General features: G+C 60.2%; 15 protein-coding genes, 1 tRNA gene and 2 rRNA genes. 8 read left to right on the forward strand and 10 right to left on the reverse strand.

The genetic code is table 11. The features are described from left to right. Positions 1-260 precede the first annotated feature (260 nt). Both ACN9MO_RS15755 and ACN9MO_RS15760 read right to left on the reverse strand, forming a co-directional pair. Complete coding sequence (locus ACN9MO_RS15755; protein ID WP_057254501.1) at positions 261-1,061, reverse strand: helix-turn-helix transcriptional regulator; 801 nt, start codon at positions 1,059-1,061, stop codon at positions 261-263. Positions 1,062-2,243: 1,182 nt separating this feature from the next. After that, positions 2,244-3,173: a siderophore ABC transporter substrate-binding protein gene (locus ACN9MO_RS15760; RefSeq protein WP_110880657.1), complete on the reverse strand. Its 930-nt coding sequence runs from the start codon at positions 3,171-3,173 to the stop codon at positions 2,244-2,246. 252 nt (positions 3,174-3,425) lie between these two features. Here ACN9MO_RS15760 and ACN9MO_RS15765 point away from each other — a divergent pair, with 252 nt between their 5' ends. From ACN9MO_RS15765 to ACN9MO_RS15775, 3 genes are read left to right on the forward strand one after another with little or no spacing between them, the layout of a single operon-like run. Beyond that, positions 3,426-4,370, forward strand: a complete 945-nt coding sequence (locus ACN9MO_RS15765) for an ABC transporter permease (RefSeq protein WP_112995967.1) — start codon at positions 3,426-3,428, stop codon at positions 4,368-4,370. Beyond that, positions 4,360-5,328 (forward strand): iron chelate uptake ABC transporter family permease subunit, encoded by a 969-nt coding sequence (locus ACN9MO_RS15770; RefSeq protein ID WP_112995969.1) that lies wholly within the window; start codon positions 4,360-4,362, stop codon positions 5,326-5,328. The genes ACN9MO_RS15765 and ACN9MO_RS15770 overlap by 11 nt, the downstream gene beginning before the upstream one ends. Further along, positions 5,325-6,083, forward strand: coding sequence for an ATP-binding cassette domain-containing protein (locus ACN9MO_RS15775; protein WP_113132239.1), 759 nt, complete (start codon positions 5,325-5,327; stop codon positions 6,081-6,083). The genes ACN9MO_RS15770 and ACN9MO_RS15775 overlap by 4 nt, the downstream gene beginning before the upstream one ends. Positions 6,084-6,163: 80 nt before the next feature. Here ACN9MO_RS15775 and ACN9MO_RS15780 read toward each other — a convergent pair whose 3' ends face one another. Further along, complete coding sequence (locus tag ACN9MO_RS15780; protein ID WP_113132238.1) at positions 6,164-9,262, reverse strand: efflux RND transporter permease subunit; 3,099 nt, start codon at positions 9,260-9,262, stop codon at positions 6,164-6,166. Beyond that, on the reverse strand, positions 9,259-10,422 hold the full coding sequence (locus tag ACN9MO_RS15785) for an efflux RND transporter periplasmic adaptor subunit (RefSeq protein WP_162728103.1): 1,164 nt from the start codon (positions 10,420-10,422) through the stop codon (positions 9,259-9,261). Before ACN9MO_RS15785 ends, ACN9MO_RS15780 begins: the two co-directional genes overlap by 4 nt. Before the next feature lie 277 nt (positions 10,423-10,699). On the opposite strand from ACN9MO_RS15785, the gene ACN9MO_RS15790 reads away from it, so the two are divergent. Beyond that, the gene (locus ACN9MO_RS15790) at positions 10,700-11,299 is read left to right on the forward strand and encodes a TetR/AcrR family transcriptional regulator (protein ID WP_112995973.1); all 600 of its coding nucleotides are present in this window, start codon (positions 10,700-10,702) and stop codon (positions 11,297-11,299) included. 101 nt (positions 11,300-11,400) lie between these two features. On the opposite strand, the gene ACN9MO_RS15795 is transcribed toward ACN9MO_RS15790, so the two are convergent. Continuing rightward, the gene (locus ACN9MO_RS15795; RefSeq protein ID WP_057254494.1) at positions 11,401-12,444 is read right to left on the reverse strand and encodes a class I SAM-dependent methyltransferase; all 1,044 of its coding nucleotides are present in this window, start codon (positions 12,442-12,444) and stop codon (positions 11,401-11,403) included. A 312-nt stretch (positions 12,445-12,756) separates the two neighbouring features. Between ACN9MO_RS15795 and ACN9MO_RS15800 the strand changes: the two genes are divergently transcribed. Then, entirely contained in the window at positions 12,757-14,754 is a 1,998-nt protein-coding gene (locus ACN9MO_RS15800; protein WP_162728104.1) for a putative bifunctional diguanylate cyclase/phosphodiesterase, read from the forward strand. Positions 14,755-14,931: 177 nt separating this feature from the next. Beyond that, entirely contained in the window at positions 14,932-16,698 is a 1,767-nt protein-coding gene (locus tag ACN9MO_RS15805; protein ID WP_112995976.1) for a hypothetical protein, read from the forward strand. 11 nt (positions 16,699-16,709) lie between these two features. Here ACN9MO_RS15805 and ACN9MO_RS15810 read toward each other — a convergent pair whose 3' ends face one another. Then, positions 16,710-17,846: an AI-2E family transporter gene (locus ACN9MO_RS15810; RefSeq protein ID WP_113132263.1), complete on the reverse strand. Its 1,137-nt coding sequence runs from the start codon at positions 17,844-17,846 to the stop codon at positions 16,710-16,712. Between the two features lie 356 nt (positions 17,847-18,202). Between ACN9MO_RS15810 and ACN9MO_RS15815 the strand changes: the two genes are divergently transcribed. Beyond that, positions 18,203-19,576, forward strand: coding sequence for a DUF3300 domain-containing protein (locus ACN9MO_RS15815; RefSeq protein WP_112995977.1), 1,374 nt, complete (start codon positions 18,203-18,205; stop codon positions 19,574-19,576). 21 nt (positions 19,577-19,597) lie between these two features. Then, positions 19,598-20,578 (forward strand): DUF2950 domain-containing protein, encoded by a 981-nt coding sequence (locus ACN9MO_RS15820; protein ID WP_112995979.1) that lies wholly within the window; start codon positions 19,598-19,600, stop codon positions 20,576-20,578. A gap of 109 nt (positions 20,579-20,687) precedes the next feature. On the opposite strand, the gene ACN9MO_RS15825 is transcribed toward ACN9MO_RS15820, so the two are convergent. The 4 genes from ACN9MO_RS15825 to ACN9MO_RS15840 all read right to left on the reverse strand — a co-directional run bounded on the left by ACN9MO_RS15825 (position 20,688) and on the right by ACN9MO_RS15840 (position 25,606). Further along, positions 20,688-21,782 (reverse strand): sensor histidine kinase, encoded by a 1,095-nt coding sequence (locus tag ACN9MO_RS15825; RefSeq protein WP_218373495.1) that lies wholly within the window; start codon positions 21,780-21,782, stop codon positions 20,688-20,690. A 383-nt stretch (positions 21,783-22,165) separates the two neighbouring features. Further along, positions 22,166-22,242, reverse strand: a tRNA-Met gene (locus ACN9MO_RS15830). A 304-nt stretch (positions 22,243-22,546) separates the two neighbouring features. Then, positions 22,547-22,661 (reverse strand): 5S ribosomal RNA (gene rrf / locus ACN9MO_RS15835). 148 nt (positions 22,662-22,809) lie between these two features. Then, positions 22,810-25,606 (reverse strand): 23S ribosomal RNA (locus ACN9MO_RS15840). Positions 25,607-25,824: the final 218 nt, after the last annotated feature.

Consider the following 25,824-nt stretch of genomic DNA (forward strand, 5'->3'; position numbering starts at 1 on the left):
ACCTTGTTAACCATCTTGAAGTCACAGCGGGCTATCGGATCGCTCAAGAAACATTGCCATTCTCAGGGGAGTAGACCGTCATGCGGATGCCGGTCGCGTGTTCCGCCGTGGCGACCACGCTTCGCCACAGACCAGATCACGGGAACGCGGCAAACGGGGCCTCACAGACGATATCCAAACACCAACATCTGCGCTCTCGACCACGTCGAGGCACAGAAATGAAGTGTTTGGCCGACGCTGCCGAGCCTAGTTCTTCGAGCCTAGTTCTTCCAGCGCGACGAAAGCGTGTCGCCACCCCGTTCGGCCGCCGCATCGTTGGTGAAGTAACGCGACGCCGCCTCCGTGCGGTTGCGGACGTTCATCTTCTTGTAGATGTTGCGGACATGAACCTTGACGGTATTTTCCGACAATCCAAGACGATCCGCGATGATCTTGTTTTGCGTTCCCTTGCAGATCAGATCGAGGATCTGAACTTCGCGGGTCGTCAGTCCGTCAGGTCCGGCATCGCGCTTGCGCCGACCTGCGCCTGCGGCCGGACCGGATCCGGACAGCTCTGCCCGCCGGCCATAGAGACTGCTCGCAGCGAAGGGCTCGGGCGAAAGCCGTCGCAGTAAGGCGGCTGGGAAGTGCTCGCCTCCCTTCATCAGTAGATCGATGGCCGCAAGGCAGACGTCCAGGTTGAGGTTCAACGGCAGAACGCCATGGATCAACCGCTCTTCAACGAAACCGGCAATCGACGGATCGAGCTCGTCGGCATTCTCCACCACCAGACCGATCGAGGTCTTGGGGTGGAACTCGTGGATCGTCCGCAAGATTGCTGGAAAGGACTTGGCCGGCATCCGGTAGAGCATGATCAACGTCACGTCGACGAGACTGCCGTCCAACAGATTGTCCGGATCGGAAAAGCAGACGATGTCGTGCCCCTGAAACCGCGAGCCGACCGCCTGCATCAGGCACTCGGCAAACAGATCGATCTTGGCAAGCATGACAATCTTTTTTTTCTGCGATAAAGCCTTGTTGTTTTCTTCAAAATCACCAACGCTGGAGCTTCCCGGATACATTACGCCCTCCTAGGATTTTTCCATTTGTTTTTATGGGTGCTGCGTTTTTCCCGCTGTGCACCACACTTTCAGAAAATTTATTCGGAACCACTATGCATCACGATATCTTCCCGCCCCGGGAAAATTCGCGATAGCTAATGTAACGTAAAGATCTTCATTACGAAACAACCCAAAAGGATTAGAGGCGCTTCATAAGCGTTCTTAAATCGTTATAAATCGAACCATCTTTGGGTTACACTGCGATCGACCCCCTTATTGGGGGCGTGAAAAACGTTATCAAGATGGCAGCGATCGCCGTTCCGCCGCACACGACGGGCCATCCATTTCCGCGAGGCGCAACCCTTCCGAGACGAGAAAACGGATTAGCTGCCGAGGTATTCCCGGTATCGCCTACTCATTTCGCGAGGTCGATATACCTAATAATACTTCGTTAGAGCTAGTAAATTTGCGCTTCGGGCGAAGCGGGTCAACCGTTCGCGCGAGGAAGCGGGGCACACAACCGCATGTTTGGTGCCCACAGTCGCGCTGGCAGGCGCGAATCTTAACGCCATAACAACGGCTTGGGACTGCGGATTACGCCACAAACAGCCAATAATTACAAACCACTAACCAGAATTGGTAGCTTCCGCGCGCCCGCGTTTGGAGTCACATTGGCGTTTCGTTCCTGAGTATGAACGAAAACAGCCTGGGTTTCGGAGGATCTTAATCCGCTAATGCCCTTCAACCCAGCGCGTGGCGTAAGCGTAAACCAGAGTAAGCGTAAAGAATACATTGATTGATTGCGGATTTCGTTCCGCTTTGTCATTTAAAAAAAGCATAAAATTCGAAATGTATTTTAATGAAAGCGATATAAATCAAGTTACAATATTGTTTATTCCTCAAAAACGGAGCCAACCCAGAAAAATACCGTAAGATCTAAAGGTATTTGGTGTTGGCTCCCCTTTTAACTTTTACCCCAAAAACGCCGTCTCAGCGTCCTTGAAACGGCTCCTCGCCCGTCAAGCCCTCTTCTCGCTCTCACTCCAGTCGAGTGCCTTCAGCTCTTCCCGAAAGGAAGCCGCTGGACGCTTTCAGCATGATCTGCTCCTCCTGTCGGGTCTCCCTGAACAATGAAACGGCCGCGAGAGATATGTTCGCGGCCGTCCGATCACATCGCACTCAGCGAGCGCTGCCGCCCGAGCCCTACTTCTTCTCGAGTGCCTGCGTGAGCTGGTCGACGATATCCTGCTGCGACTTCAGGCCGGAGGCCGTCAGATAGAGCTTGGCGGAGTCGAGGTAGACGACGTGGCCGTCCTTCCAGGCCTTCGTCTGGCGCACCAGTTCGTTGTCGAGCAATGCCGCTGCGGGCTGCGCCTGCTGGCCGATTGCCGCATCGCGGTCGACGACGAAGATCCAATCGGGATTGGTCTCGAGAATGTACTCGTAGGAAACCGCCTGACCGTGGGTCGCTACCTGCAGTTCCGCATCGGCCGGCTTGATGCCGAAGACATCGTGCAACACGCCGAAACGCGATCCTTTGCCATAGGCGCTGATCTTGCCGCCGGTGGTGAGCAGGATCAGCCCGGTGCCCTTCTCAGCCGCAATGCCGCGAAGCTTTTCGATCGAGGCATCGAGCTTTTCGACGCTCGCTTTGATTTCCGCTTCCTTGCCGAAGATCTGGCCGAGAATCTCGGCATTCTTCTTGACGCTGCCGATGAGATCCTTGTCGTCGGAGGTCAGATCGATCGTCGGCGCGATCTTGGCGACATCGGCATATTTCGCCTGCGATCGACCACCGACGATCACCAGGTCCGCCTCTGCGGCATTGATGGCTTCGTAGTCGGGCTCAAACAGCGTGCCGATCTTCGGATAGCTGTCGGCCTTGTATTTTTCGAGCGAAGGCGGGATTGCCGCGCCGGGAACGCCGGCAACGGGAATGCCGAGCATATCCAGCGTCTCCAGCATGCCGAAGTCGTAAACCAGCACCGTCTTCGGGTTTTTCTCCACGTCGGTGACGCCGCTGCTGTGTTCGATCTTCAGCGTCTCGGCCATGGCGGCCGGCGCGCCGGCGACTGCGAATGCCGCCGCAATGACGAGGTTGCGCAGACCATTAGAAATCGAAGATATATTCATGACTATTTTCCTCATCTTTTATCGGTCGTCGTAGCGCGATTTTCCGGCGAGGGCAATGCACAGCTTCCGCTTGCCGAAGATGCCGCAGAAAACTTGACGAAGCCGATCATATATAAGACTAAGGCGAACCGTCCGCGGAGTGCCACTGCGCGGTGGCAAGCTTGAGCCTTCCACGAGGGGCGTCGAGCGCAAACGGGCAAGGGACATGCAAGCAGTGGTCAAAACGAACAACAGGCAGAGCAGGCCCGTAAGATGAAGCCGGCCCTGATTGCCATCCCCGTCATCCTCCTGCTTGCCGCCGTCAGCGTCTTCACCGGCGTCGGCAGCCTTGCCGCAGCCGACGATGGCCGCGGCTGGTTCCTGGTCGTCGAGAGCCGCCTGCCGCGCACGCTTGCGCTGATGCTCGCAGGCGCCGGCCTCGCGGTCTCCGGGATGATCATGCAGATGCTGGCGCGCAACCGCTTCGTCGAACCGTCGACGGCGGGCACCGCCGAGTCCGCCGCGCTCGGAATGCTGCTCGCCGTGCTCATCGCCCCCAACCTGCCGGTCGCCGGCAAGATGGTTTGCGCGGCGCTGACAGCGCTTGCCGGCACAGCCCTGTTCCTGCAGATCCTGCGGCGCATTCCCTTGCGTTCGGCCCTGATGGTGCCGCTCATCGGCCTCATGCTCGGCGGCGTCGTCAACGCCATCACCACCTTCATCGCCTATCGCTACGACCTGATGCAGTCGATGGGCGCCTGGATGTCGGGTGACTTCTCGGTGGTGCTGCGCGGTCGCTACGAGCTGTTGTGGATCGGTCTCGCGCTCACCCTCGTCGCCTATGCGACCGCCGCGCGCTTCACCGTCATCGGCATGGGCGAGGCGATCGCGCGCAATGTCGGCCTCAACTACGACAGGGTCGTAGCGCTCGGGCTCGCCATCGTCTCCATGGTTACGGCAACGGTCGTCGCCACTGTCGGCATGATCCCATTCCTCGGTCTCGTTGTTCCAAACATCGTCAGCCTGATCATGGGCGACAATCTCAGGCGCACGCTGCCCGTGGTCGCCGTCTCCGGCGCCGGCCTGGTGCTCGCCTGCGATATCGTCGGGCGACTCCTGATCGCTCCCTACGAGATCCCCGTGGGAACCGTCATGGGCGTCATCGGCAGCCTGATCTTCCTCCAGCTCCTGCTTTCGAGGCGCTCCCATGCAGGCTGATGCCAAGAGGATCGCTCCCTCCACCATCCTGCTTGCTTCGGCCGCGCTTGCACTCGTGTCGATGGTCGCTTTCATGACCATCGGTGCCAAGGGGAGCTGGTCCTTCCTTCTCTCCTTCCGCGGCACGAAACTGCTCGGCATGGTGCTGGTCGCCTATGCGATCGCCGTCTCGACGGTCCTGTTCCAGACGATCTCCGGCAACCGCATCCTGACGCCATCGATCATCGGCTTCGATGCCATGTATACGTTGCTTCAGACGATCATGGTGTTTTTCCTGGGTGCTGCGGGCGCCGGCAGCGTCGATCCGCGGCTGCAGTTCCTTGTCGAAACGGCGGTGATGGTCGGACTTTCGCTGCTGTTGTTTCGGGCGCTGTTTTCCGGCGCCGGCCGCAGCCTGCATCTTCTGATGCTGGTCGGCGTCATCCTGGGCGGCCTGTTCCGCAGCCTGTCGTCTTTCCTGCAGCGCATCCTCGATCCCAATGAGTTCGTCGTGCTGCAGGACAGGCTGTTTGCAAGCTTCAACAGCATCGATGCCAATCTGCTCGGCATTGCCGCCGTCGCTACCCTGGCCGTGACCTTCGTTCTGTGGCGGCTTTCGCCGACCTTCGACGTGCTCTCGCTTGGCCGAGAAGCGTCGATCGGCCTCGGCGTCGATCATCAGCGCGTCGTCACCCTTCTGCTGGTGCTGATCGCCGTGCTGGTGTCGGTCTCGACTGCGCTCGTCGGGCCGGTGACATTCTTCGGCCTGCTGGTCGCAAGTCTCGCCTGGCAGCTGACGCCGACCGCCAGCCACCGCTACGTGCTGCCGGTCGCCGTTTGCATCGCGATCGCCACGCTCGTCGCCGGCCAGGTCATCCTCGAGCGGCTGTTTTCCTTCAACACGGCGCTCAGCATCGTCATCGAATTCTTCGGTGGCCTTGTCTTCATCTTCCTGCTGGTCCGAGGTTCCGCCCGATGATCGAAATCCAAGAGGTGACGAAATCCTACGGTGGCAATGCGGTGGTCGACCGGGTGTCGCTGACGCTGCCCGCCGGCGGCCTGACCTCGATCATCGGTCCGAACGGCGCCGGCAAGTCGACGCTGCTGTCGATCGTCAGCCGGCTGATGCCGATGGATACGGGCAAGGTGCTGATCGACGGTCTCGACGTCAGCCGCACGGCTGGCGACGTGCTTGCCAGGCGGCTCTCGATCATGCGCCAGGACAACCACATCACCGCCCGCCTCAGCGTGCGCGATCTCGTCGCCTTTGGCCGCTACCCCTATTCCAAGGGGCGGCTGACGGCGGCCGACGCCGAACATATCGAGCGCTCGATCGCCTATCTCCGGCTTGAACCCTATCAAAACCGCTTTCTCGACGAGCTCTCGGGCGGCCAGCGCCAGCGTGCCTTCATTGCCATGGTGCTCTGCCAGGACACCGACTACATGCTGTTCGACGAGCCGCTGAACAATCTCGACATCAAGCATGCAGTCGAAACGATGAAGCTGTTGCGGCGCCTCGCCGACGACTTCGACAAGACCGTGGTCGTCGTCCTGCACGATATCAACTTCGCCTCCGCCTATTCCGACCGCATCGTCGCGATGCAGGCCGGTCGCCTCGCCTTCGAGGGGTCGCCGGAAGACATGATCGTGCCGTCCCGCCTTCAGGCGATCTTCGACGTCGATTGCCGCGTTCACGCTGTCGGCGAAACGCGGCTGGTCAACTATTTCGAATAGGTCGGGAACGCAAAGCGCGCTGCACGAAAATTCCGTGCAACGCGCCTTGATCGATTGAGCCAGCACTTGTGCTCGCCACCCTAGCCGGCGACGCCGCGCGCACCCTCCTTGCCGATCCGCGCAGCATCCGCGGCATGATCCTCGTCCGTCACCGAAGAGAGCCTCTTCAGCCGACGGCCGAGCTTCGTGTTGATGTCGTCCATCACGGTGAACATCACGGGCACGAAGACGAGGCTCAGCATCGTCGAGGTGATCAGGCCTCCGATCACCGCGATTGCCATCGGCGCCCGGAAGGCGGCATCGGCGCCGACGCCGATCGCGGCGGGAACCATGCCGGCCACCATGGCGATGGTCGTCATGATGATCGGTCGCGCGCGGGTGACGCCTGCCGTCAGCAGGGCCGTTCGCCGATCGGCACCCTCGTTGCGGCACTCGATCGCATGGTCGACAAGCAGGATCGAGTTCTTGCAGACGATGCCCATCAGCATGAGGATGCCGATCGTCGACGAGAGATCGAGCGAAGCGCCGAAGAGCAGCATGGCGAGCGCCGCTCCGCCGATCGACAGAGGCAGGGCCACCAGGATGGTAATCGGCTGCAGGAAGTCCTTGAAGAGCAGCACCAGAACCGCCGCGACCATCAGGATGCCGGCCAGCAGTGCAAGCGCGAAGTTGCGGAACATCTCCGACATATATTCGGCTTCGCCGTAGTTGGCCTGCGACACGCCCAGGGGCAGTTCGGTCATGGCCGGTAGCGCCGAGATCGCCTCGAACGCAGTCCCGAGCGTGATGCCGTTGAGATTGGCCTCGACGGCGATCAGACGCTTGCGATCGAGACGTTCAACGCTGCTTTCCTCCGCACCGAAGGAAATATCGGCGACCGAGGTCAGCGGCACCACCGTGCCGGCATTCGTGCCGACCCTCAGATTGCGCAGCGTGTCGACGTCGCCTCTGGCCGCCTGGTCGAGCATGACCCGGATCGGCACCTGGCGGTTGCCGAGATTGAAGCGCGCCGAATTGCTTTCGCTGTCACCCATCGTAGCGATGCGGGCGACGGTGCCGATCGAGGTCACCGAGACACCGAGCCTTGCCGCCTCGTCGAAGCGCGGCTTGACCAGCAGTTCTGGCGAAAGCAGCGGCTCTGTGGACTGGACGTTGACCAAACCCGGAAGCGCGCGCATCTCCCTTTCAAGACGCCGCACCGAAGCCATCAGCGCTTCCGGGTCGTCGCTCGTCAGATAGATCGAGAGATCCTTGGCTCCCTCGACCGACGAGAACGTTGCCTGGATATCGGGCGTTGCCGCCAGCAGCGGACGGAGCGACAGCTCGAAGGACTTGCGATCGAGCCCGCGCTCCTTGCGCGGCTTGAGCTTGATGCGCAGGGAGACCTCGTTGAGGTTTTCCGCCGTCGCCAGAACGCTTTCGACCTCCGGCCGCGCCTTGATCTGGCCGACCAGATCATCGGAAATGCGGGCGGTTTCTGCGAGCCGCGTGCCGGGGGGCAAGGTGATCTTGAGCTGGGAGACGTTGCTGTCGCTCGTCGGCAGGAAGCCGGTCGGCAGCATGGTCAAGAGCCCGATCGAGCCGATGAAGATCAGCGCAACCAGCGACAAAGCCGTCTTGCGATGATCCAGGGTCCAACCGAGCAAGCGTCGATAGCCGTTGGCGATACGCGATGGCTTGCCGGCATGGCCATGGCCGCCCCTCGGCCGCAGCAGGTAAGCCGCCATCAACGGCGTCAGCAGGCGTGCCACCGCCAGCGAGAACAGCACGGCGATCCCGACCGTCAGGCCGAACTGCTTGAAATACTGCCCGACGGCGCCGCCGATGAAGCTGACCGGCGCAAAGACCGCGACGATCGTCAGGGTCGTGGCGACGATGGCAAGACCGATCGCATCGGCCGCGTCGATCGCCGCGATGAACGGGCGTTTGCCCATGCCGACGTGGCGTTCGATATTCTCGATCTCGACGATCGCGTCGTCGACGAGAATGCCGATGACGAGCGTCAGCGCCAGCAGGCTGATGCCGTTGAGCGTGAAGCCGAGCAGGTCCATCACCGCGAAGGTCGGCAGGATGGAGAGCGGCATGGCAAGTGCAGAAATCAGCGTCGCTCGCCAGTTGCGCAGGAAGGCGAAGACGACAACGACCGTCAGGATCGCACCTTCGATCAGCGCGGTGACGGCCGCGTCGTAGCTTTCCTGGGTGTATTCGACGAGCGAGATCAGCTCCGTGAACTCGACGCCGGGCACACGCGCGCGGATCTCCTTCAACCGCGCGGCAACGGCGTCGGCAACGACGGTGTCACTCGATCCCTTGCTGCGCGAAACCGAGAAGCTGACGACCGGCTCGCCGTCGACGCGCGCGAAGTTGCGCGGTTCGGAAGACGTATCCTCGATCGTCGCTATGTCGGAGAGCTGCACCCAGCGGCCACCTGACAGCGGGATCGACAGGCGCGAGAGTTCCTCGACCGAGCCGGCGCTGCCGACCGTGCGGATCGACTGTTCGCGGCCGCCGATCTCGCCGCGTCCGCTCGGGATATTGGTGTTGATCTCGCGCAGCGCCGTATTCACCTGGTCGGCCGTCACGCCAACCGCCAGCAGGCGCTCGGGATCGAGCGACACCCTGACCTCGCGATTGACGCCGCCGAGCCGCTGCACCTTCTGCACGCCGGGCAGCGTCAGCAGTTCGCTGTTGATCGTATCGTCCACGAACCAGGAGAGCTCCACGGGCGACATGTCGGGCGCGCGCACGGCGTAATAGACGATGGCGCTGCCATCCACATCGAGGCGCGAGACGATGGGTTCCTGGATAGACTGCGGCAGGTCGGAGCGGATCTGCGCCACGGCCTCGCGCACGTCATTGGCGGCACGATCGGGATCGGTGCCGATCTTGAATTCGACCGTGGTCGTCGACACGCCATTGGTGATGGTCGAGCGCATATGGCTGACCCCGACAAGGCCGGCGGCCACACCTTCGACACGGCGCGTGACCTGCGTTTCCATTTCGGCCGGCTGGGCGCTCGGCTGCGTGATCGTCACCGTCACGACCGGGAACGACACACTCGGATTGGCGTTGACCGGCAGCCGCAGGAACGAGGCGATGCCCATCAATGTGAGGACGACGAAGAGAACGATCGTCGGAACGGGCTTTCGGATCGCCCAGGCAGAGATGTTGCTGGTCATTGCGGCTTGCCCGTCTGGGTCGGCTGGACATCTCTCGCCAGAACCGCTTCACCTTCGCGCAGCGACACCCCGGCCTTGAGAACAACCCGGTCACCGGCTGCAAGCCCGGAGACGATCTCGACCTTGCCACCCTGGCGCATGCCCGGCTGAACCGTCTTGCGCGCCACTTTGCCCGCATCGACGACGAAGACCGAAACCGTGCCGTCGGGAGCCCCGTAAAGCAACGCGGAATCGTCGACCATGATCGCCTTGCGCTCGGCCACCACGATCTCCGCCCGGCCGAAGGTGCCGGCAAAGGGCGGCTTGCTGGTATTCAGCGTGACCTGAGCAGTTCCGAGCCGGGTTTCGCGGTCGATCTTCGGATTGATCACGCGCACTTTGCCCTCGATCCAGTCACTGCGGCCGGAGAGCTTGACCTTGACGACCTGGCCGACGGCAAGTAGCGGCAGTTCCGTTTCCGGAACTTCGGCCGCAAACTCGATCTCGCCCTCGCGGATCAGCTTGACCAGCGGGTCAGAGCCCGCAAGCGCACCGGCACGGGCGAGCCGCTCGGAGACGATGCCTGCGGCGGGAGCCACGATCACGGCGCGTTCGAGTTTACGGCGTGCCTCGGCCTCGAGTGCTTCCGCCTGTTCGTAGTCGGCCCGTGCGACCTTCACCGCCTGTTCGGCGATCGCAAGCGCAGAGACACGCTCCTCGAGAATGGTTTCGGCCTGAAGGTGGCGCAATTGCCGGGCCCGGGCGAGCTTCCTCTGCTCCTGCGTGACCGTTTCCGCCTCCCGCGCCATCGTGGCACCCGCACGGGCCACCCGGCCCTCCGCCTCGCGCAGAAGGTTTTCCAGCATGTCGGTCTCGAGCCGGGCAATCACCTGCCCGGCCGCAACCCGGTCGCCGATCTCGACTTCGACTTTGGCGATACGCTGATCGGTCAAGGTCGTGCCGACCGCAATCTCCTCGCGAGCGACGAAGATGCCGGCGAAGGACCGGGTCCACTCCTGCGGGCGGCTGTCGGCCACGAGTGTCGACACCGTACGGCTGATAGCCGCGCTATCGACAGGAACGGACGCGGCCGCCTCCCCGGAGGCGTGCGCCACACCACCCGTCATAGCGAGAGCAATGAGCGCAGCAAGCATGACCTTCAACTCAACTGTACGTCTCATTTCATTGGCTTTCCATTGGTGAGGCCAGTCGGATCGCAAACACGGGCGCTGCAAGCTGCCGGCCTCGAGATCGGGCAATCTGCATCGAATAATTATTAGATTAGTCAATCTAATAAATTGATCCATCAAACGCGGCGATTGTATGGCAGATTACATACTATCATTGCGGGAAGATGGCGGAGTTCCTGTCGGCAGGCGACCTTGACACCGGCGCACCACCCCACGAAATTAGAGTGCTCGCTCTAATAATGAGATTGCCCTGCAAGGAGAATTGGCGATGCGCAAGGTCGACCCCGAGAAACACGCCGCCAAACGTCGACTGATCCTCGATGCAGCAATCACCTGTTTTGCGCGCAAGGGCTTCCACGGCACGTCGACTGCCGAAATCTGTGCCGAGGCAGGCATGAGCCCGGGCAATCTCTTCCATTATTTTCCGACCAAGCACACCATTATCGCGGCGATCGTGGAGGAGGAACGTCAAGAAACGGCGGAGATCTTCCGAAAATTGGGTGAAGCCGAAGACCTCTTTGCCGCTCTGCTCGGTTTCATGGACACCGTTCTCGAGCTTGCGGGCGACCCGACCTATTCGAGCCTCGCGCTCGAAATCGCCGCCGAAGCGATGCGTGACGAACGGATCGGTACGCTCGCCGCCGCCAATGACGCAGAGCTTCACGGAGCCCTTGCGGCGCTGCTTCGGGGTGCGGCTAGCCGAAATCAGATCGATCGAACCGTGGATGCGGACGGTGCTGCCCGATGGATTGCCGCAATCATCGACGGCATCTTCAGCCGGGTCGCTATCGACCCCGGCTTCAAGCCGAAGCACGAAGGCACGATGCTGCGGCTTCTCCTGACCCGGTTTCTGCGCCCGCAGGGCTGACGCCTTCGAACGGAATGACCGCAGCGAGCATTCTCTCGCCGCGGTCGTTGATTTCAGGCCCACCGGCTTTCGCCGGAGGTTCCCTCAAGACGGAAGCAATATCAGGAATGCTTCTGGATGATGCCGTAGACGATGTTCCGGTTGGCACCGAACTGGACGCGCGCATCGACGGCAGCTTTGCCCGCGCTCTTGTGGATGATGTTCCACATGTCCGCCTCCGAACGCAGCAGCAGTGCCCAGTTCATGAAGGTCTCCATGTAACCGTCGACGCCGATATCCTGGGCGAAGTTGGCAAACAGGAAGACACCGTTCGGCTTCAGCATCTGCAGGCAGCGATGGGTCAGCTTGATGGCCACCTTGTCGGCAAGGTAGTCATAGAGGCCGGCAGCATAGATGAAGTCGAACTTGCCGAGCTTCTGATCGCGGCCAAGCAGGCTGCGGACGGAGCCATCAACGCCTTCGATGCAGGTTCCGGCGAAGTCGCGGCTGATCGAACCGACGCTGAGCGGGTCCTGGTCGAGCGCCACCCACCGCTTGATCCGACGCTCCTCGAGCGCCACCGAGCGATTGGCCTCGCGCAAGTGGCCGGCTGCAATCGTCAGAATTTCCGCCTGCGAACCGCGGCTGGCCGCGATCTCGTCGACGTGACGGGTCAGGAGGTCGCGACGCTCGCGCACCGCAACCGAGGAGGACGCGTCCTTGGTGTAGTCATAGAGCGCTCGCCCGGTGGGCGATGCCCGCTCGATCTCCTTGGCAACGCTCGCATGACCATAGATGAAGTCAAGCAACTGCGCGTCGCCCGAGTAGCCCCTGGGCTTTTCGGAGGACCATCGGGTGAACGGGTCCTGGAGGAAATATTCCGACACCGGGTGTGCCTGGGCGATCGGTATCAGTTCCTGCCAGACGTTCGGGTGGAACTTGGCCCGAGTTTCATGAAGAGCGGCTGCAAGCCGGTCGATAATCTTCGCCGGGTCCGTTCCCTGCAGGAACTGCTCCTGGGCAATCCTGAGAATCACTGCGAGCTCGGCCCTGCCGACCGTGAGCTGTTCGTCGTGCCGCTCGCCCCTGGGCGAAACGAACTCATCAGCCATCGCCTTGGGAGTAATCAGGCTTTGACCATCGAAAACCGTCTGAAATTGGCGCACGCGAGACCATCCGTTAATGCTTTGTTAACAATGGTCGCGAAGATGCGCGCATTACGGCTCGGTTTGCAAGTTTTTGTATATAATAAGGTAAATACTCGTGCTTCCTCCCTTTGGGTTACGCCTAATCCTAGGCGTTCCGGCCCTTTAATTTAACAAAACTTAATGGACACCTCCTATCATCCCACCCGCACCACTCGTCCCTGTTGCAGGCGTAAAGTGGGGGGCAAGCATGGAGTGTCCGAAACAACGTCCATTGATGGAAAAGCGACGACAGATTTCCGTTGACCGTGACGCAGCGCGATGGATCAGTGCATGAAGCACACGTTGGCCGACGTAGTTGACATCGACCTACATAAGCAGCCGCACAGGCCGCATTTGGCTGAGCTTCAGACACTCTATCGAATGGAGGGCGAGGCTGGCCGGCGTGCGGCGACGAGGCAGGGCCTCTGGGTCGCGGTTGCCGTCTATCTGTCGTTTTTCGCGATCGACATTCTGCTGGTCCCTGATGTCGCCTTCAATACGATCCTCGCGCGCCTCGTCGTCGGCATCGGCGCGCTTTTGACCTTCGAGATCCTGTATCGCATCAAGGCCCGAACCAAGTGGCTCGACGGCACCTGCGCCGCTGCACTGGTCTTCGGCTACATCGGCTGGCTCGTGCCTGCGATGATGACGGCCGACGTTGGCAGCATGTCCTACTACATGATCTTCGGCGCGATCTTCATGATGGGCGCCAATCTCTTCTTCAGTTTCCGCTTTCGCCTCTCGGTCGTCGCCTCCGGGATCGTGTTGACGACGTTCTTCATCGCTCTCTCGTTATTCTCCGAGCAAGATCCTGCCTATCTGATCGCCTTCGGGACCTTTTACGTCTCCTGCTTCATCTTCACCTCCTATGTAAACTGGAAGCTCAACCGCGAGCGCTACAAGGTGTTCCTCAACGCCTTCGAGGCGAAGATCCAGCAGAACGAGGCCTCGGAACGAGGCATGGCGCTCCTGCGGCTATCCAACACCGATCCCCTGACCGGTCTGGACAACCGCCGCGCCATCGACCAGCAGCTGCGCGACTATTGGAACGATTGGCAGAAGCTCGGAAAGAGCTTTGCCGCCATGCTGATCGACGTTGATTTCTTCAAGAAATACAATGACTGCTACGGCCATCAGGAGGGCGACCGCTGCCTCGTTCTGGTGGCCAATGCGCTCGGCGAGGCGATCAAGGACTATAACGGCTCCATCGGTCGCTACGGCGGCGAGGAGTTCATCGTTCTTGCCCGCCTGGACACTCTGGAGCAGGCAGCCGAGCTGGCCGAGGTGATCTGCCGTACCGTCGAGAACATGCGGCTGGTGCATGAGCAGCGCCGCGATGGCGTCTCCATCGTCACCGTCAGCGTCGGTGCTGCTTTCACGCGCAATCAGACCGGCGCCAAGCTCGAGAAGATCATCCACGAAGCCGACCGTGCGCTCTATGCCGCCAAGGCGAGCGGCCGAAACTGCGCGAAGCTGTTCGACCCGAACGACCCGCAAAGCAGCGACGAAAGCGAGAACATTGCCGCGCTTCTGAAGATCGCGGTCGATCAGAACCTGGTATCGCTCGTCTACCAGCCGATCAGGAACGTGATGACCGGTGAGGTCGAGGCCGTCGAGGCCCTGATGCGGCTGACGATGCTGGACGGCACGTCGGTTCCGCCGAGCCTTTTCATTCCGGTTGCCGAGCGAACCGGCGCCATTCTCGACCTCGGCCGCTGGGCGATCAAGACCGTCTGCCGCGAACTTCTCGTCGATAACCATATCCCGCTCGTCAGCGTCAACGTCTCGCCGATCCAGCTGAAGACCCCGGGCTTTGCAACCTCGGTCGCCGCGATCCTCGGAGAGACCGGCGTGGCCGGCAGCCGTCTTGCCTTCGAGATCACCGAAGGGCTCGAAATGGAGATGCATTCGGGCATCCTGCGCTGCATCAGCGACCTCGAAACGCTGGGCATCAGGATATGGCTGGATGACTTCGGCACGGGCTTTGCCGGCCTCTCCTGGCTGCGCCTGATCGAATTCGATACCGTGAAGATCGATCGGTCGTTCCTGCACGATTGCAATACCCCCAAGGGGCGCGCCATGCTGCAGGACATCATCGGACTGGTGCGAAACCGCGGCCACAAGATCCTGATCGAAGGCGTAGAGACCGACGAGCAACTGGCGCTGATGCGGCGCTTCCGGATCGACCAGGTCCAGGGCTTCCACGTCGGCCGCCCTGCGCCGGCAGAGACTTTCCGTACGCCACCGGACAAGCCGCGCATGCCGCTGCGAAACGGCGCCCGATCCTAGCCGGGCCCACGCTCGATCCGGAAGCGCATAGTGCGCGCTTCGGAGCCGGCTTCAGCCAAAACACAACCTTAACATAGCCCGCGAATACATGTTGCGCTTCGACCGGGTGGAGACGTAGTATACCGGAGCTTACAGTGCCGCCGGATACAATCTCACATTGTGACCATGGGAGCGTGCATGACCATGGAAAGTCGGCAGGACAGCCGGGTCAAGTCGGCAGTTGCCCCACCCACCGACGCGGAAATTCTGGCACAACTCGATCGAATTCGCCGCAGCGCCGAGTTCGATGCGCCGGAGCGTGATCGCAAATTCCTGACCTATGTCATCGAGGAAACGATTGCGGGCCGAGGAGATCGCATAAAGGCCTATTCGATTGCAACCGAGGTCTTCGGCCGGGATTCCTCTTTCGACCCGCAGACGGATCCGGCGGTGCGGATCGAAGCGGGCCGCATTCGCCGGGCGCTCGAACGCTACTACCTCGTTGCCGGACGGACCGATCCGATCGTCATCAGCATCCCCAAGGGCGCTTACGTGCCAACTTTCGAACGGCGCATCGATGCGTGGCTCCCGTCGCACACGGAAGCCAAGGAAAGTGCCGCACAAAAACCAGCCACTCTACACACCCGGCGAGGAGCCTGGCTCACGGCGGCAGCCATGGTCTGCGTCGGTGGTGGCCTGACAGCCGGGGCGCTCCTCCTTCACGAGGATGACAAATCGATCGTTCGCCTGCAGCCGACAATCCCGAAGCTCGTCGTCACACCATTTGAAGACCTGTCAGGAACCTCCCAATCGGCGATGATGGCCCGCGGGCTCACTGACGAGGTCGTCGGCAACATCGCCAAGTTCAAGGAGATCACCGTCACCACCCGTGAAGGGCCCGATGCCTCGCCGCAGGGTGGTCCGGTCTTTGCCCTGGAGGGTCGGGTCCGGTTCGACGGCGAAAGACTGCGGCTCGTGGCGAGACTCATCCAGCGGTCCGATGGATCGGTGGTATGGACGAATGCCTACGACGAGCGTCTGGAAACCGGCAAGACTATCGACCTGCAGGTGAAGGCGGCCGCCGCTGTGGCTGGCGCCGTGGCACAGCCCTATGGTGCCATTTTCCAGGCAAACGCCACGGCGTTCAAACAGTCAGTTCCCGATGACTGGCAAGCTTATGCCTGCACCTTGAGCTATTACGGCCATCGCGGCGACGTCGGTGCGCAAGGCCAAGCCGGGGTGCAGGAATGTCTGCAACAGGCGACGCGACAGGTGCCAACCTACGCGACGGCCTGGGCCTTGCTGTCGATGTCCTATATCGACGCCTTCCAGGATCGTCTCGATCGCTCCTCCTCGGTAACGCTGGAGCGGGCAACCGAAGCGGCAGCCCGTGCTGTGGAACTGGATCCCCAGGACGTGCGCGCCCTTGAGGCGCGAATGCTCGCCCTGTTCTTCCGCGGCGATGTCGATGCTGCCCTGGCCGTCGGCGCGCGCGCACTTGCGATCAATCCCAACGACGCCGAGCTCGCCGGCGAATACGGGTTCCGGCTGGCGCTTTCAGGCCAATGGGATTCCGGCTGCAAGCTGCTATCGGAAAGCGTCGCCCGCAACTTTGGTCCCGCCCGCTATTTCGAAGCAGCGCTTTCGGTCTGCTCCTACTTCGGGGGCGACTATGTCACCGCCGAGCAATGGGCGCGCATGGCCGATCTTCGCACCCATCCGTTCTCCCGCGTCATGCTTCTGGCCACGCTGGGCAAGCTTGGCAAAGATGCACAGGCGCAGGAAGAAAGGACGTGGATCGAAACCAATCTGCCAGGCCTGCTTGAAGGTATCCCCCAGGAGGTCGCTCTGAGGCTGCGCCGTCCGCAGGATCGGCAACAGCTTGTTGATGGCTTGCGCAAGGCGGGCGTGCCGATTCCCGAAACCGAATTCGAACAGGCACGCACCGATAGTTCGATCCACTGACCGACGCGCGCTCAAACCGGCCGCGGCGATTGCGATGCGTCGGATTGGGGTTTTTCCCCCACGGCGCCCCCCTGCATCCAGACCATCAGCAGATCGTGGACCACACTGAGAACGATGGGGCCCAGGAAGAGGCCGATCAGCCCGTAGGAAAGCGTGCCGCCAAGCACCCCGAGCAGTATGACCAGCGTCGGCGTCGAAAGTCCGCGAGCCACCAGGATCGGCTTCATCACGTTGTCGATGACGAAGAGCGGGACCAACAGAATGGTCATAAGCAGCGCTGGACCGAAATCCATCGTCACCCAGGCCCAGATGATCACCGGAAGCAGCACCAGCGCGGGCCCGATCTGGATGATGCAGAGAACAAGCACGACGAATGCGATGGCACCCGGCGCCGGAACATGGAACAGGCCGAGCACCAAGGCACAGAGAAAGGCCTGCAGCAACGCGACGCCGATGACCCCGCGTGCCACGTTGCGGATCGTCGCTGCCGCCAGACGCAGGAAGCCGATGCCCCTGTCACCGCCGATCCTGCCGGAGAAGCGTTGCGCCATCTCCGCCAGCCGTTCGCCGGAGCCGAAAAGAAAGCCGGCCACCAACACGGACACCACGAAGCTCAGCACCTCGGCGCCGATGCTCGCAATTTTGCCGAGCGCCTTACTGCCCGCCTGCACCAGCGAAGGTTCGAGCTTGCTCAGGAGAGCTTCGAAATTATCCGATGCCAAGCTCCAGGCGGCATGAACCCGTTCACCGACGATCGGCCACTCGCGAACGTATTCCGGCGGTACCGGCACTCTGAGAGAACCGTCGGCAAGTTTTGCGAGCAGCGCCTGGAGCCCTTCGGCAAAGCTGACCGCAATCGCGGTCAACGGGGCGACGATGACGGCCAGACAGGTCAGCGTGATGAGAAATGAAGCCAATCGCCGCGAGCCGAGAAGGCGGCCAAGTCGGGCATAGGCCGGGTAGAGCGCCACGGCAAGGATGGCCGCCCAGATGAGAATGATGGCGAATGGCGCAATCAGCGTCAGGGACCAATAGGCAAAAAGCCCGACGATGCCGATCCTGGCGATATCGGTGATCTTCGCCTCAATGGACGGGGGACCGGTTGGCCCATCGCGAACCGCGCCCGTTCGGGAAGGATCATCAACCATTCTCGCCCCTAACCCCTTGATGTGGCAAATCAATGCGCCGCTGAGCTTCTCGACGGCCCCGCCTATCGCCGAATCCATATGCCTGGGACCCGCGGCAGCCAGCATATCTCCGCCCGTGCAACAGTCATGCGGATCGTACCCCGGCGATGGCCGGTAGGCAGTAACATACAGTAGCATACGTCATTCAGGCTTCCCCATCGGCTACCCTCCTCTAGAGATACCTGTGACAGACGGCAGTAGAAATATAAGCTGCGACCGCATCAAGCACTGGTTGCAGCAGAAGCGTCGACAGGGGGCTGTCACGCGCGCTTGTCCAAGCGCCCGCGCGCCTCAGCCAACAAAGGGAGGCTGGATAGATGATCCGGAAAACGATCATCGCGCTCGGCAGCGCAGTGACGATACTGGTTTCAACGCCCATCACGGCCGTCATGGCCCAGCAGACTGCGAGTGCGCCAGCCGCTGAGCAGCAGACGGCGCCGGACCCCCTCAGCGACGACGAGCTCGAAGTTCTGGTCGCACGCATCGCGCTCTATCCGGACGAGCTGGTGGCGCTTATTTCCGCTGCCGCGCTCTATCCGCTGCAGATAGTCGAGGCAGAACGGTTTCTGGAGGCTCGCCAGAAGAAACCCGACATGAAGCCAAAGGACGATTGGGACGGTAGCGTCATTTCGCTGCTCAACTATCCCCAGATCGTCAAGATGATGAGCGAAGACCTCGAGTGGACGCAGGCTTTCGGCGACGCGATCGCCAATCAGCAGAAAGATGTGCTGATCGCGATACAGCAATTGCGCGACGAGGCCGTCGCCAAGAACATCATCAAGAGCGACGACAAGGTGAAGGTGGTCCAGGAAGGCGACAACGTCATCATCCAGGCAGCCAACCCCGAAACGATCTACGTTCCGCAGTATCCGCCGGAGATGCTGTACGAGCCGAATTATGCACCGGCGCCGATCGGCTACTATGAAGAACCCTATCCGGCCTATTGGTATCCGGGGGCGGCCTTCTTCGCCGGCGCGGTGACTGGGGCTGCCTTCGCGGCGATCGTCGACTGGGACGATTGGGGCGTCTGGGGCGGCCGCTGGAACGGCGGCGACATGGACATCGACTGCAACAACTGCTTCAACAACATCAACGGCAAGGTGAAGTGGAACGACATCGACTGGAAGAATGTCGATCGCAGCAAGATCAACTTCGACCGCGACCAGCTTCAGCATTTCGACCGAAACAGCATCAAGAACAACATCAAGGCAAACGGCAACAACAACCTGCGCAACCGCGCCGCCGAGATCAACCGCGATCGGCCGAACGCGCGGCCCGGCGGTGGTGGCGGCGGTCAGATCCGGGACGTGCGCAAGAGCACGCTCGATGGGCTGAAGGCCCAGCAGAGGCCGGCAGCGCGGCCCGGTGGTGGCGGGCAGGGGGTTGCGAAAGCGCGGCCCGGCGACGGCAAGCCGAGCCTCAACCGCCCTGGCGGCAAAAAGCCTTCGCAAGTGAACCGTCAGGGCGGCAAGAAGAAGATGGCCGCCAAGGCGCAGAACCGGTCGAGAAATCCATCGGGCCTCGGCAACGTCAATCCCGGGCGGCGTGAAATCAACTCGTCACGCCGCGGCGGTCAGAGCATGGGCGGTGGCCACCGCGGCGGCGGGCGGCCACAGATGAGCCGCGGCGGCGGCAGACCGCCAATGCACCGTGGCGGTGGTGGTCGCGGCGGCGGCGGACGCAGACGTTGAACGGATCATAGGAGAACGACCATGGCAAAGCTCTTTCATCCGTTTCTCCTCGGAACGGCGATCGCCCTCACGCTGGCCGCCGTGCCACTCAACGCGTCTTTCTCGCAGACACAGACCCCGGCGGAACAGGCGCCAACGGATCAAATGGCTGCGGGCCTCGATGCCTATGCTGCCGACGAGGATCCGCCGGTCTTCGATGATCCCGCCAAAGCGGTCGACGAATTCAAGGCGAAGCTCGCCGCCAATGACTTCGACGGTCTGGCGAAGCTTCTGGGGCTCAATGCGGAGAAGCTGAAGGCCGGTGAAGGGGCGATGGATACGTTCGCGCTCATTCGTGAAGGTGCCGCCCGCAATGTCGTCGTGCGCGACCTCGAAGGGCGCAAGATCATCCAGCTCGGCGATCGGCTCTGGCCCCTGCCCTTCCCAATCACCAAGGGCGAGGACGGCAAATGGGCTTTCGACACCTATGTCGGGCTCGAGGAGATTGTCAATCGCCGCGTCGGCGAGAACGAACTCGAGGCGATCGATACAGTACAGGCCTATGTCGATGCGCAGAAGGAATACGCCTCGCAGGATCGCGACGCCGATGGCGTGCTCGAATATGCCCAGAAGCTGATCAGTACACCTGGCCAGACGGACGGGCTCTACTGGCCGGCCGATCAGGGCGATGGCGAAAGCCCGGTCGGCGACTCGATCAGCGAGGCAGCACTGGAAAAGGCCAAGGCCGGCCAAGGCTACTTCGGCTACCGCTTCCGCATCGTGACATCGCAAGGCGATAACATTGCCGGCGGCCGATATGACTATGTCATCAACGGCAACATGATCGGCGGTTTCGCCTTGATCGCCTGGCCGGTCAGTTATGCCGAGACCGGCGTCAAGACCTTCGTCGTCAACCAGCAGGGCATCGTTTACGAGCGGGACCTGGGGCCGAGCACCGAACAGATCGTGCCCTTCATCGATCGTTTCGATCCCGACGACAAATGGGACGTGGTCCCCGATTGAGCGCCGATCTCAGTTGACGATCTCCTGTCGGGCCGGATTTCCCCTCCGGCCTGAATGGGCGAACGGATCGACGACATCGTTGCCGAGGTTCTCTGACGGTTTCGGCCACCTACGCGTCAGCTTGTGCAAATCTCAGCGGCATGTGCAGCGAAACGCGATAGCGCGTCGGCCCGACATGACCGGCGGTCAATGATGCACCCTCCGGAAAATGCGTCCTGACCCGATGAGCGACATTGGCAAGGCCAATACCGAGGCCCTCGCCCGCCTTGCCGGAAGCGGACGCGGCAACGCCGTTTTCGACGGACAGATTAAGCGTCCCTCCGACCCGGGCCGCCCGGATGTGAATTTCGACCTCGCCGATTGAGCGGCCGACGCCGTGCTTCACCGCATTCTCGACCAGCGGCTGCAGGATCAGACTTGGAACCATGGCACCCTCGAGTTCGGGAGGGATGTCGATACGGACGACCATTCGATCCGAAAACCGCTCCTTCTCGATATCGAGATACTCTTTCTGCAGAGCCATTTCGTCCGCAAGCCGCAATTCGCGCATCGGATCGAGCTGCAGCGTCGACCGCAGAAACCCCGAGAGCGACATGATCATCCGCTCGGCCCGCTGCGATGCCCCCTCCTCCACCAGGCCGGTGATGGAGTTGAGCGTATTGAAGAGGAAATGCGGGTTTATCTGATATTGCAACGCACGCATCTGCGCCGCCAGCGCCTCTTCGCGCGAGGCAATCAGTTTCAGATCCCGATCGCGGACGTCCATGTGATTGAGTAACGCCACGAAGAGAAACGACCAGCCAAAGAAGATCGACATGCGGTAACAGACCGCATAGCCGTAATCCATGATGTTGAACGGCACGACGACGGGCGACATGATCAGCGTGTAGAGGTAGTAGTCCAGCAGCGACATACCGAGGGAGCTGACCAGGGAAAGCAGCAGGCACACGAAAATTTGCGTGGCATAGCGCTGCCTTCTCATGCGGCTGAGCAGATGCGCAAACAGAATGGCCAGAACGACAAAGACCGCTTCAAGGACAAGCTTGCCAAGGAACGGCTTGAGGGGATTGTCACCGATTGTGAGCCAGATCGGACTACTGATCAGCAACTCGGCGGCTGCATAGATCAAAGCCAGGCGCAGGGTCGTTGCGGGAAATCGACGGCCATCCAGGAAGCTGTCGGTCGGAATGGTGATGTGTTTCATGCAAACTCTATCACGCTGGTTTCAGGTGGCTTTGTTCGGGCGACGTGACCGCCTGGCTGCGCCCGGTTTGCGCTATTTGAAAGGGCAAACAAAGAAATTTAGCAACCAAAAGGTTTACTCACCGTTCTCAACCGCGCCAAGATTGCGTCGGGAGGGGAGACCGATCGGTCGTTGGGGGCGCTGATGTACTGCCGACGATCCGCCTGTCGAACGAGATCCTCGAGGCGACGCGTGGCTGGCTTTCGGCGGGGGATGGCGAAGGGGCCAAGGTCGCCGACGTCGCCTGATATTCGCTGTGCTTCGTGCCCTCGCCCGTTCTCTCCGGGTAGCGCTAGAACGCCAAAAAAGCCCGGCGGATTTCTCCGCGCGGGCTTTTGAGTGTTTGGTTGCGGGGGCAGGATTTGAACCTGCGGCCTTCAGGTTATGAGCCTGACGAGCTACCGGGCTGCTCCACCCCGCGCCATCTAGGTAAACCGCTAAGCGGTTTATCCGTCATCGCGGTAAATCCCTATGGGATTTATCCGCTCTTTCCGGGTTTTGCCGAAGGCAAAATCCCGTTTAATCCGGTCCGAGTTTTGCGAAGCAAAATCTCGTTGTTTGTCTCTGCCGAGCAAATCCGTGAGGATTTGTCTCGCGTAAGGGACGCACTGATTATTTTCAGCCTAGCAAAACAAAAGGGCCGCTTGGTGGCGGCCCGTGTTCGGCAGGGCCGAGACAGAAGAGAAGAAGATCGTTTTCGGTTTTGTTTCTCTTGCGTTTTGCAGACCTGGCAGCGACCTACTCTCCCGCGTCTTAAGACGAAGTACCATCGGCGCTGGGGCGTTTCACGGCCGTGTTCGGAATGGGAACGGGTGCAGCCACCCCGCCAGAACCACCAGGTCGGCAAAGCGCAAGATTTGCGCCTAGCTTGGCGCAAACCGAATGAGAAGCTGGTTGAAGTTTTCACTTCAGTTGTTTTGAACACGTCACTCATCTCAAGGCGAATGCAAAAGCATTCGTCCGAACGTGATGAGCACAAGCAATGGGAACGATCAAGCCAATCGAACGATTAGTACTGGTAAGCTTCATGCGTTGCCGCACTTCCACACCCAGCCTATCAACGTGGTCGTCTTCCACGGTTCTCAAGGGAATACTCGTTTTCAGGTTGGTTTCCCGCTTAGATGCCTTCAGCGGTTATCCATTCCATATATAGCTACCCTGCTATGCCCTTGGCAGGACAACAGGTCCACCAGAGATATGTCCATCCCGGTCCTCTCGTACTAGGGACAGATCCTGTCAATATTCCTACACCCACGGCAGATAGGGACCGAACTGTCTCACGACGTTCTGAACCCAGCTCACGTACCGCTTTAATTGGCGAACAGCCAAACCCTTGGGACCTGCTCCAGCCCCAGGATGCGATGAGCCGACATCGAGGTGCCAAACAACCCCGTCGATATGGACTCTTGGGGGTCATCAGCCTGTTATCCCCGGCGTACCTTTTATCCGTTGAGCGATGGCCCTTCCACGCGGGACCACCGGATCACTATGACCGACTTTCGTCTCTGCTCGACTTGTCAGTCTCGCAGTCAGGCGGGCTTATGCCATTGCACTCGACGACCGATTTCCGACCGGTCTGAGCCCACCATCGCGCGCCTCCGTTACTCTTTCGGAGGCGACCGCCCCAGTCAAACTACCCACCATACACTGTCCCGGATCCGGATAACGGACCGCGGTTAGACATCCATGACGATAAGGGTGGTATTTCAAGGATGGCTCCACAAGAACTGGCGTCCCTGCTTCAAAGCCTACCACCTATCCTACACATGCCGACACGAATGCCAGTGTAAAGCTATAGTAAAGGTGCACGGGGTCTTTCCGTCTGACCGCAGGAACCCCGCATCTTCACGGGGAATTCAATTTCACTGAGTCTATGCTGGAGACAGCGGGGAAGTCGTTACGCCATTCGTGCAGGTCGGAACTTACCCGACAAGGAATTTCGCTACCTTAGGACCGTTATAGTTACGGCCGCCGTTTACTGGGGCTTCGATTCAGAGCTTGCACCCCTCCTCTTAACCTTCCAGCACCGGGCAGGCGTCAGACCCTATACGTCGTCTTGCGACTTCGCAGAGCCCTGTGTTTTTGATAAACAGTCGCTACCCCCTGGTCTGTGCCACCCCATCTGACTTGCGTCAAAAAGGGTCACGCTTCTTCCGAAGTTACGCGTGCAATTTGCCGAGTTCCTTCAGCATAGTTCTCTCAAGCGCCTTGGTATACTCTACCTGACCACCTGTGTCGGTTTCGGGTACGGTCTATAATGGTGGAGCTATTTCCTGGAACCGCGTCCCCGCCTGGACAATCCAATAAGTCCAAACAAGTTAAGCGATCCGTCACTACCACCAGGCCCACGAATATTAACGTGGTTCCCATCGACTACGCGTGTCCGCCTCGTCTTAGGGGCCGGCTAACCCTGCTCAGATTAACTTTAAGCAGGAACCCTTGGTCTTTCGGCGAGAGGGTCTCTCACCCTCTTTATCGTTACTCATGTCAACATTCGCACTTCCGATACCTCCAGGACCCCTCACGGGTATCCCTTCACAGGCTTACGGAACGCTCCGCTACCACACGTCTTGCGACGTATCCTCAGCTTCGGTGCATGGCTTTAGCCCCGTTACATTTTCGGCGCAAAGACCCTTAATTAGACCAGTGAGCTGTTACGCTTTCTTTAAATGATGGCTGCTTCTAAGCCAACATCCTGGTTGTTTTGGGATCCTCACATCCTTTCCCACTTAGCCATGACTTGGGGACCTTAGCTGGAGGTCAGGGTTGTTGCCCTTTTCACGACGGACGTTAGCACCCGCCGTGTGTCTGCCGACTAGTACTCCTCGGTATTCGGAGTTTGGTTAGGATCAGTAAGACGGTGAGTCCCCATAGCCCATCCAGTGCTCTACCCCCGAGGGTATTCGGTCGACGCACTACCTAAATAGTTTTCGCGGAGAACCAGCTATTTCCGAGTTTGATTGGCCTTTCACCCCTAACCACAAGTCATCCCAATCTATTGCAACAGATGCGGGTTCGGTCCTCCAGTTGGTGTTACCCAACCTTCAACCTGCTCATGGCTAGATCACTCGGTTTCGGGTCTAATGCGACGAACTGAACGCCCTGTTCAGACTCGCTTTCGCTGCGCCTTCACCTATCGGCTTAAGCTTGCTCGTCACACTAAGTCGTTGACCCATTATACAAAAGGTACGCTGTCACCCTTGCGGGCTCCAACTGTTTGTAGGCATCCGGTTTCAGGTTCTATTTCACTCCCCTTGTCGGGGTGCTTTTCACCTTTCCCTCACGGTACTTGTTCGCTATCGGTCATGCACGAGTACTTAGGCTTGGAGAGTGGTCTCCCCATGTTCAGACAGGATTTCACGTGTCCCGCCTTACTCAAGGACACTGAGTGTTCTACGTGTAAGGGGCTATCACCCTCTACGGCCGACCTTTCCATGTCGTTCCACTTTATTCCTCAGTGCCACTGGCCTGGTCCGCGTTCGCTCGCCACTACTTGCGGAGTCTCGGTTGATGTCCTTTCCTGCAGGTACTTAGATGTTTCAGTTCCCTGCGTTCGCTTCTTACCCCTATGTATTCAGAGTAAGATACCTTTAAACAATACTTGGAAACCTAAGCCGTACTTGCGTACGACTTAAATTTTCCAAGCATTTAAGGTGGGTTCCCCCATTCGGAGATCCATGGATCAAAGCTCATTCGCAGCTCCCCACGGCTTATCGCAGCGTATCACGTCCTTCATCGCCTGTGCATGCCAAGGCATCCACCAAATGCCCTTCTTTCACTTGATCGTTCTCATTGCCAATGCTCATCCATTAGCCGTCGTCCCGAAGGGACGCGGCAGAAAGGGTTACCTTTTACAACCCAATCCTTATGAGATGCCATCGACGTGTTCGATACGGTCGCTTTATTGGAACCACGCCGAGCGGTTCACTTGCGCCATATCTTAAGACCAGCTTCTCGAGATCTGTCCGGTGATGCGCGGTCAGGCAACACCAATCCAGCATGA

Source organism: Ensifer sp. R-19, assembly GCF_049905105.1.
Classification (GTDB): Bacteria; Pseudomonadota; Alphaproteobacteria; order Rhizobiales; family Rhizobiaceae; genus Ensifer.

Excerpts from the sequence above, each read along its gene's own strand:
- ACN9MO_RS15755 (WP_057254501.1), bottom strand. The coding sequence starts at position 1,061 with ATGTATCCGGGAAGCTCCAGCGTTGGTGATTTTGAAGAAAACAACAAG.
- ACN9MO_RS15760 (WP_110880657.1), bottom strand. The coding sequence starts at position 3,173 with ATGAATATATCTTCGATTTCTAATGGTCTGCGCAACCTCGTCATTGCG.
- ACN9MO_RS15765 (WP_112995967.1), top strand. The coding sequence starts at position 3,426 with ATGAAGCCGGCCCTGATTGCCATCCCCGTCATCCTCCTGCTTGCCGCC.
- ACN9MO_RS15770 (WP_112995969.1), top strand. The coding sequence starts at position 4,360 with ATGCAGGCTGATGCCAAGAGGATCGCTCCCTCCACCATCCTGCTTGCT.
- ACN9MO_RS15775 (WP_113132239.1), top strand. The coding sequence starts at position 5,325 with ATGATCGAAATCCAAGAGGTGACGAAATCCTACGGTGGCAATGCGGTG.
- ACN9MO_RS15780 (WP_113132238.1), bottom strand. The coding sequence starts at position 9,262 with ATGACCAGCAACATCTCTGCCTGGGCGATCCGAAAGCCCGTTCCGACG.
- ACN9MO_RS15785 (WP_162728103.1), bottom strand. The coding sequence starts at position 10,422 with ATGAGACGTACAGTTGAGTTGAAGGTCATGCTTGCTGCGCTCATTGCT.
- ACN9MO_RS15790 (WP_112995973.1), top strand. The coding sequence starts at position 10,700 with ATGCGCAAGGTCGACCCCGAGAAACACGCCGCCAAACGTCGACTGATC.
- ACN9MO_RS15800 (WP_162728104.1), top strand. The coding sequence starts at position 12,757 with ATGAAGCACACGTTGGCCGACGTAGTTGACATCGACCTACATAAGCAG.
- ACN9MO_RS15805 (WP_112995976.1), top strand. The coding sequence starts at position 14,932 with ATGACCATGGAAAGTCGGCAGGACAGCCGGGTCAAGTCGGCAGTTGCC.
- ACN9MO_RS15810 (WP_113132263.1), bottom strand. The coding sequence starts at position 17,846 with ATGGTTGATGATCCTTCCCGAACGGGCGCGGTTCGCGATGGGCCAACC.
- ACN9MO_RS15815 (WP_112995977.1), top strand. The coding sequence starts at position 18,203 with ATGATCCGGAAAACGATCATCGCGCTCGGCAGCGCAGTGACGATACTG.
- ACN9MO_RS15820 (WP_112995979.1), top strand. The coding sequence starts at position 19,598 with ATGGCAAAGCTCTTTCATCCGTTTCTCCTCGGAACGGCGATCGCCCTC.
- ACN9MO_RS15825 (WP_218373495.1), bottom strand. The coding sequence starts at position 21,782 with ATGAAACACATCACCATTCCGACCGACAGCTTCCTGGATGGCCGTCGA.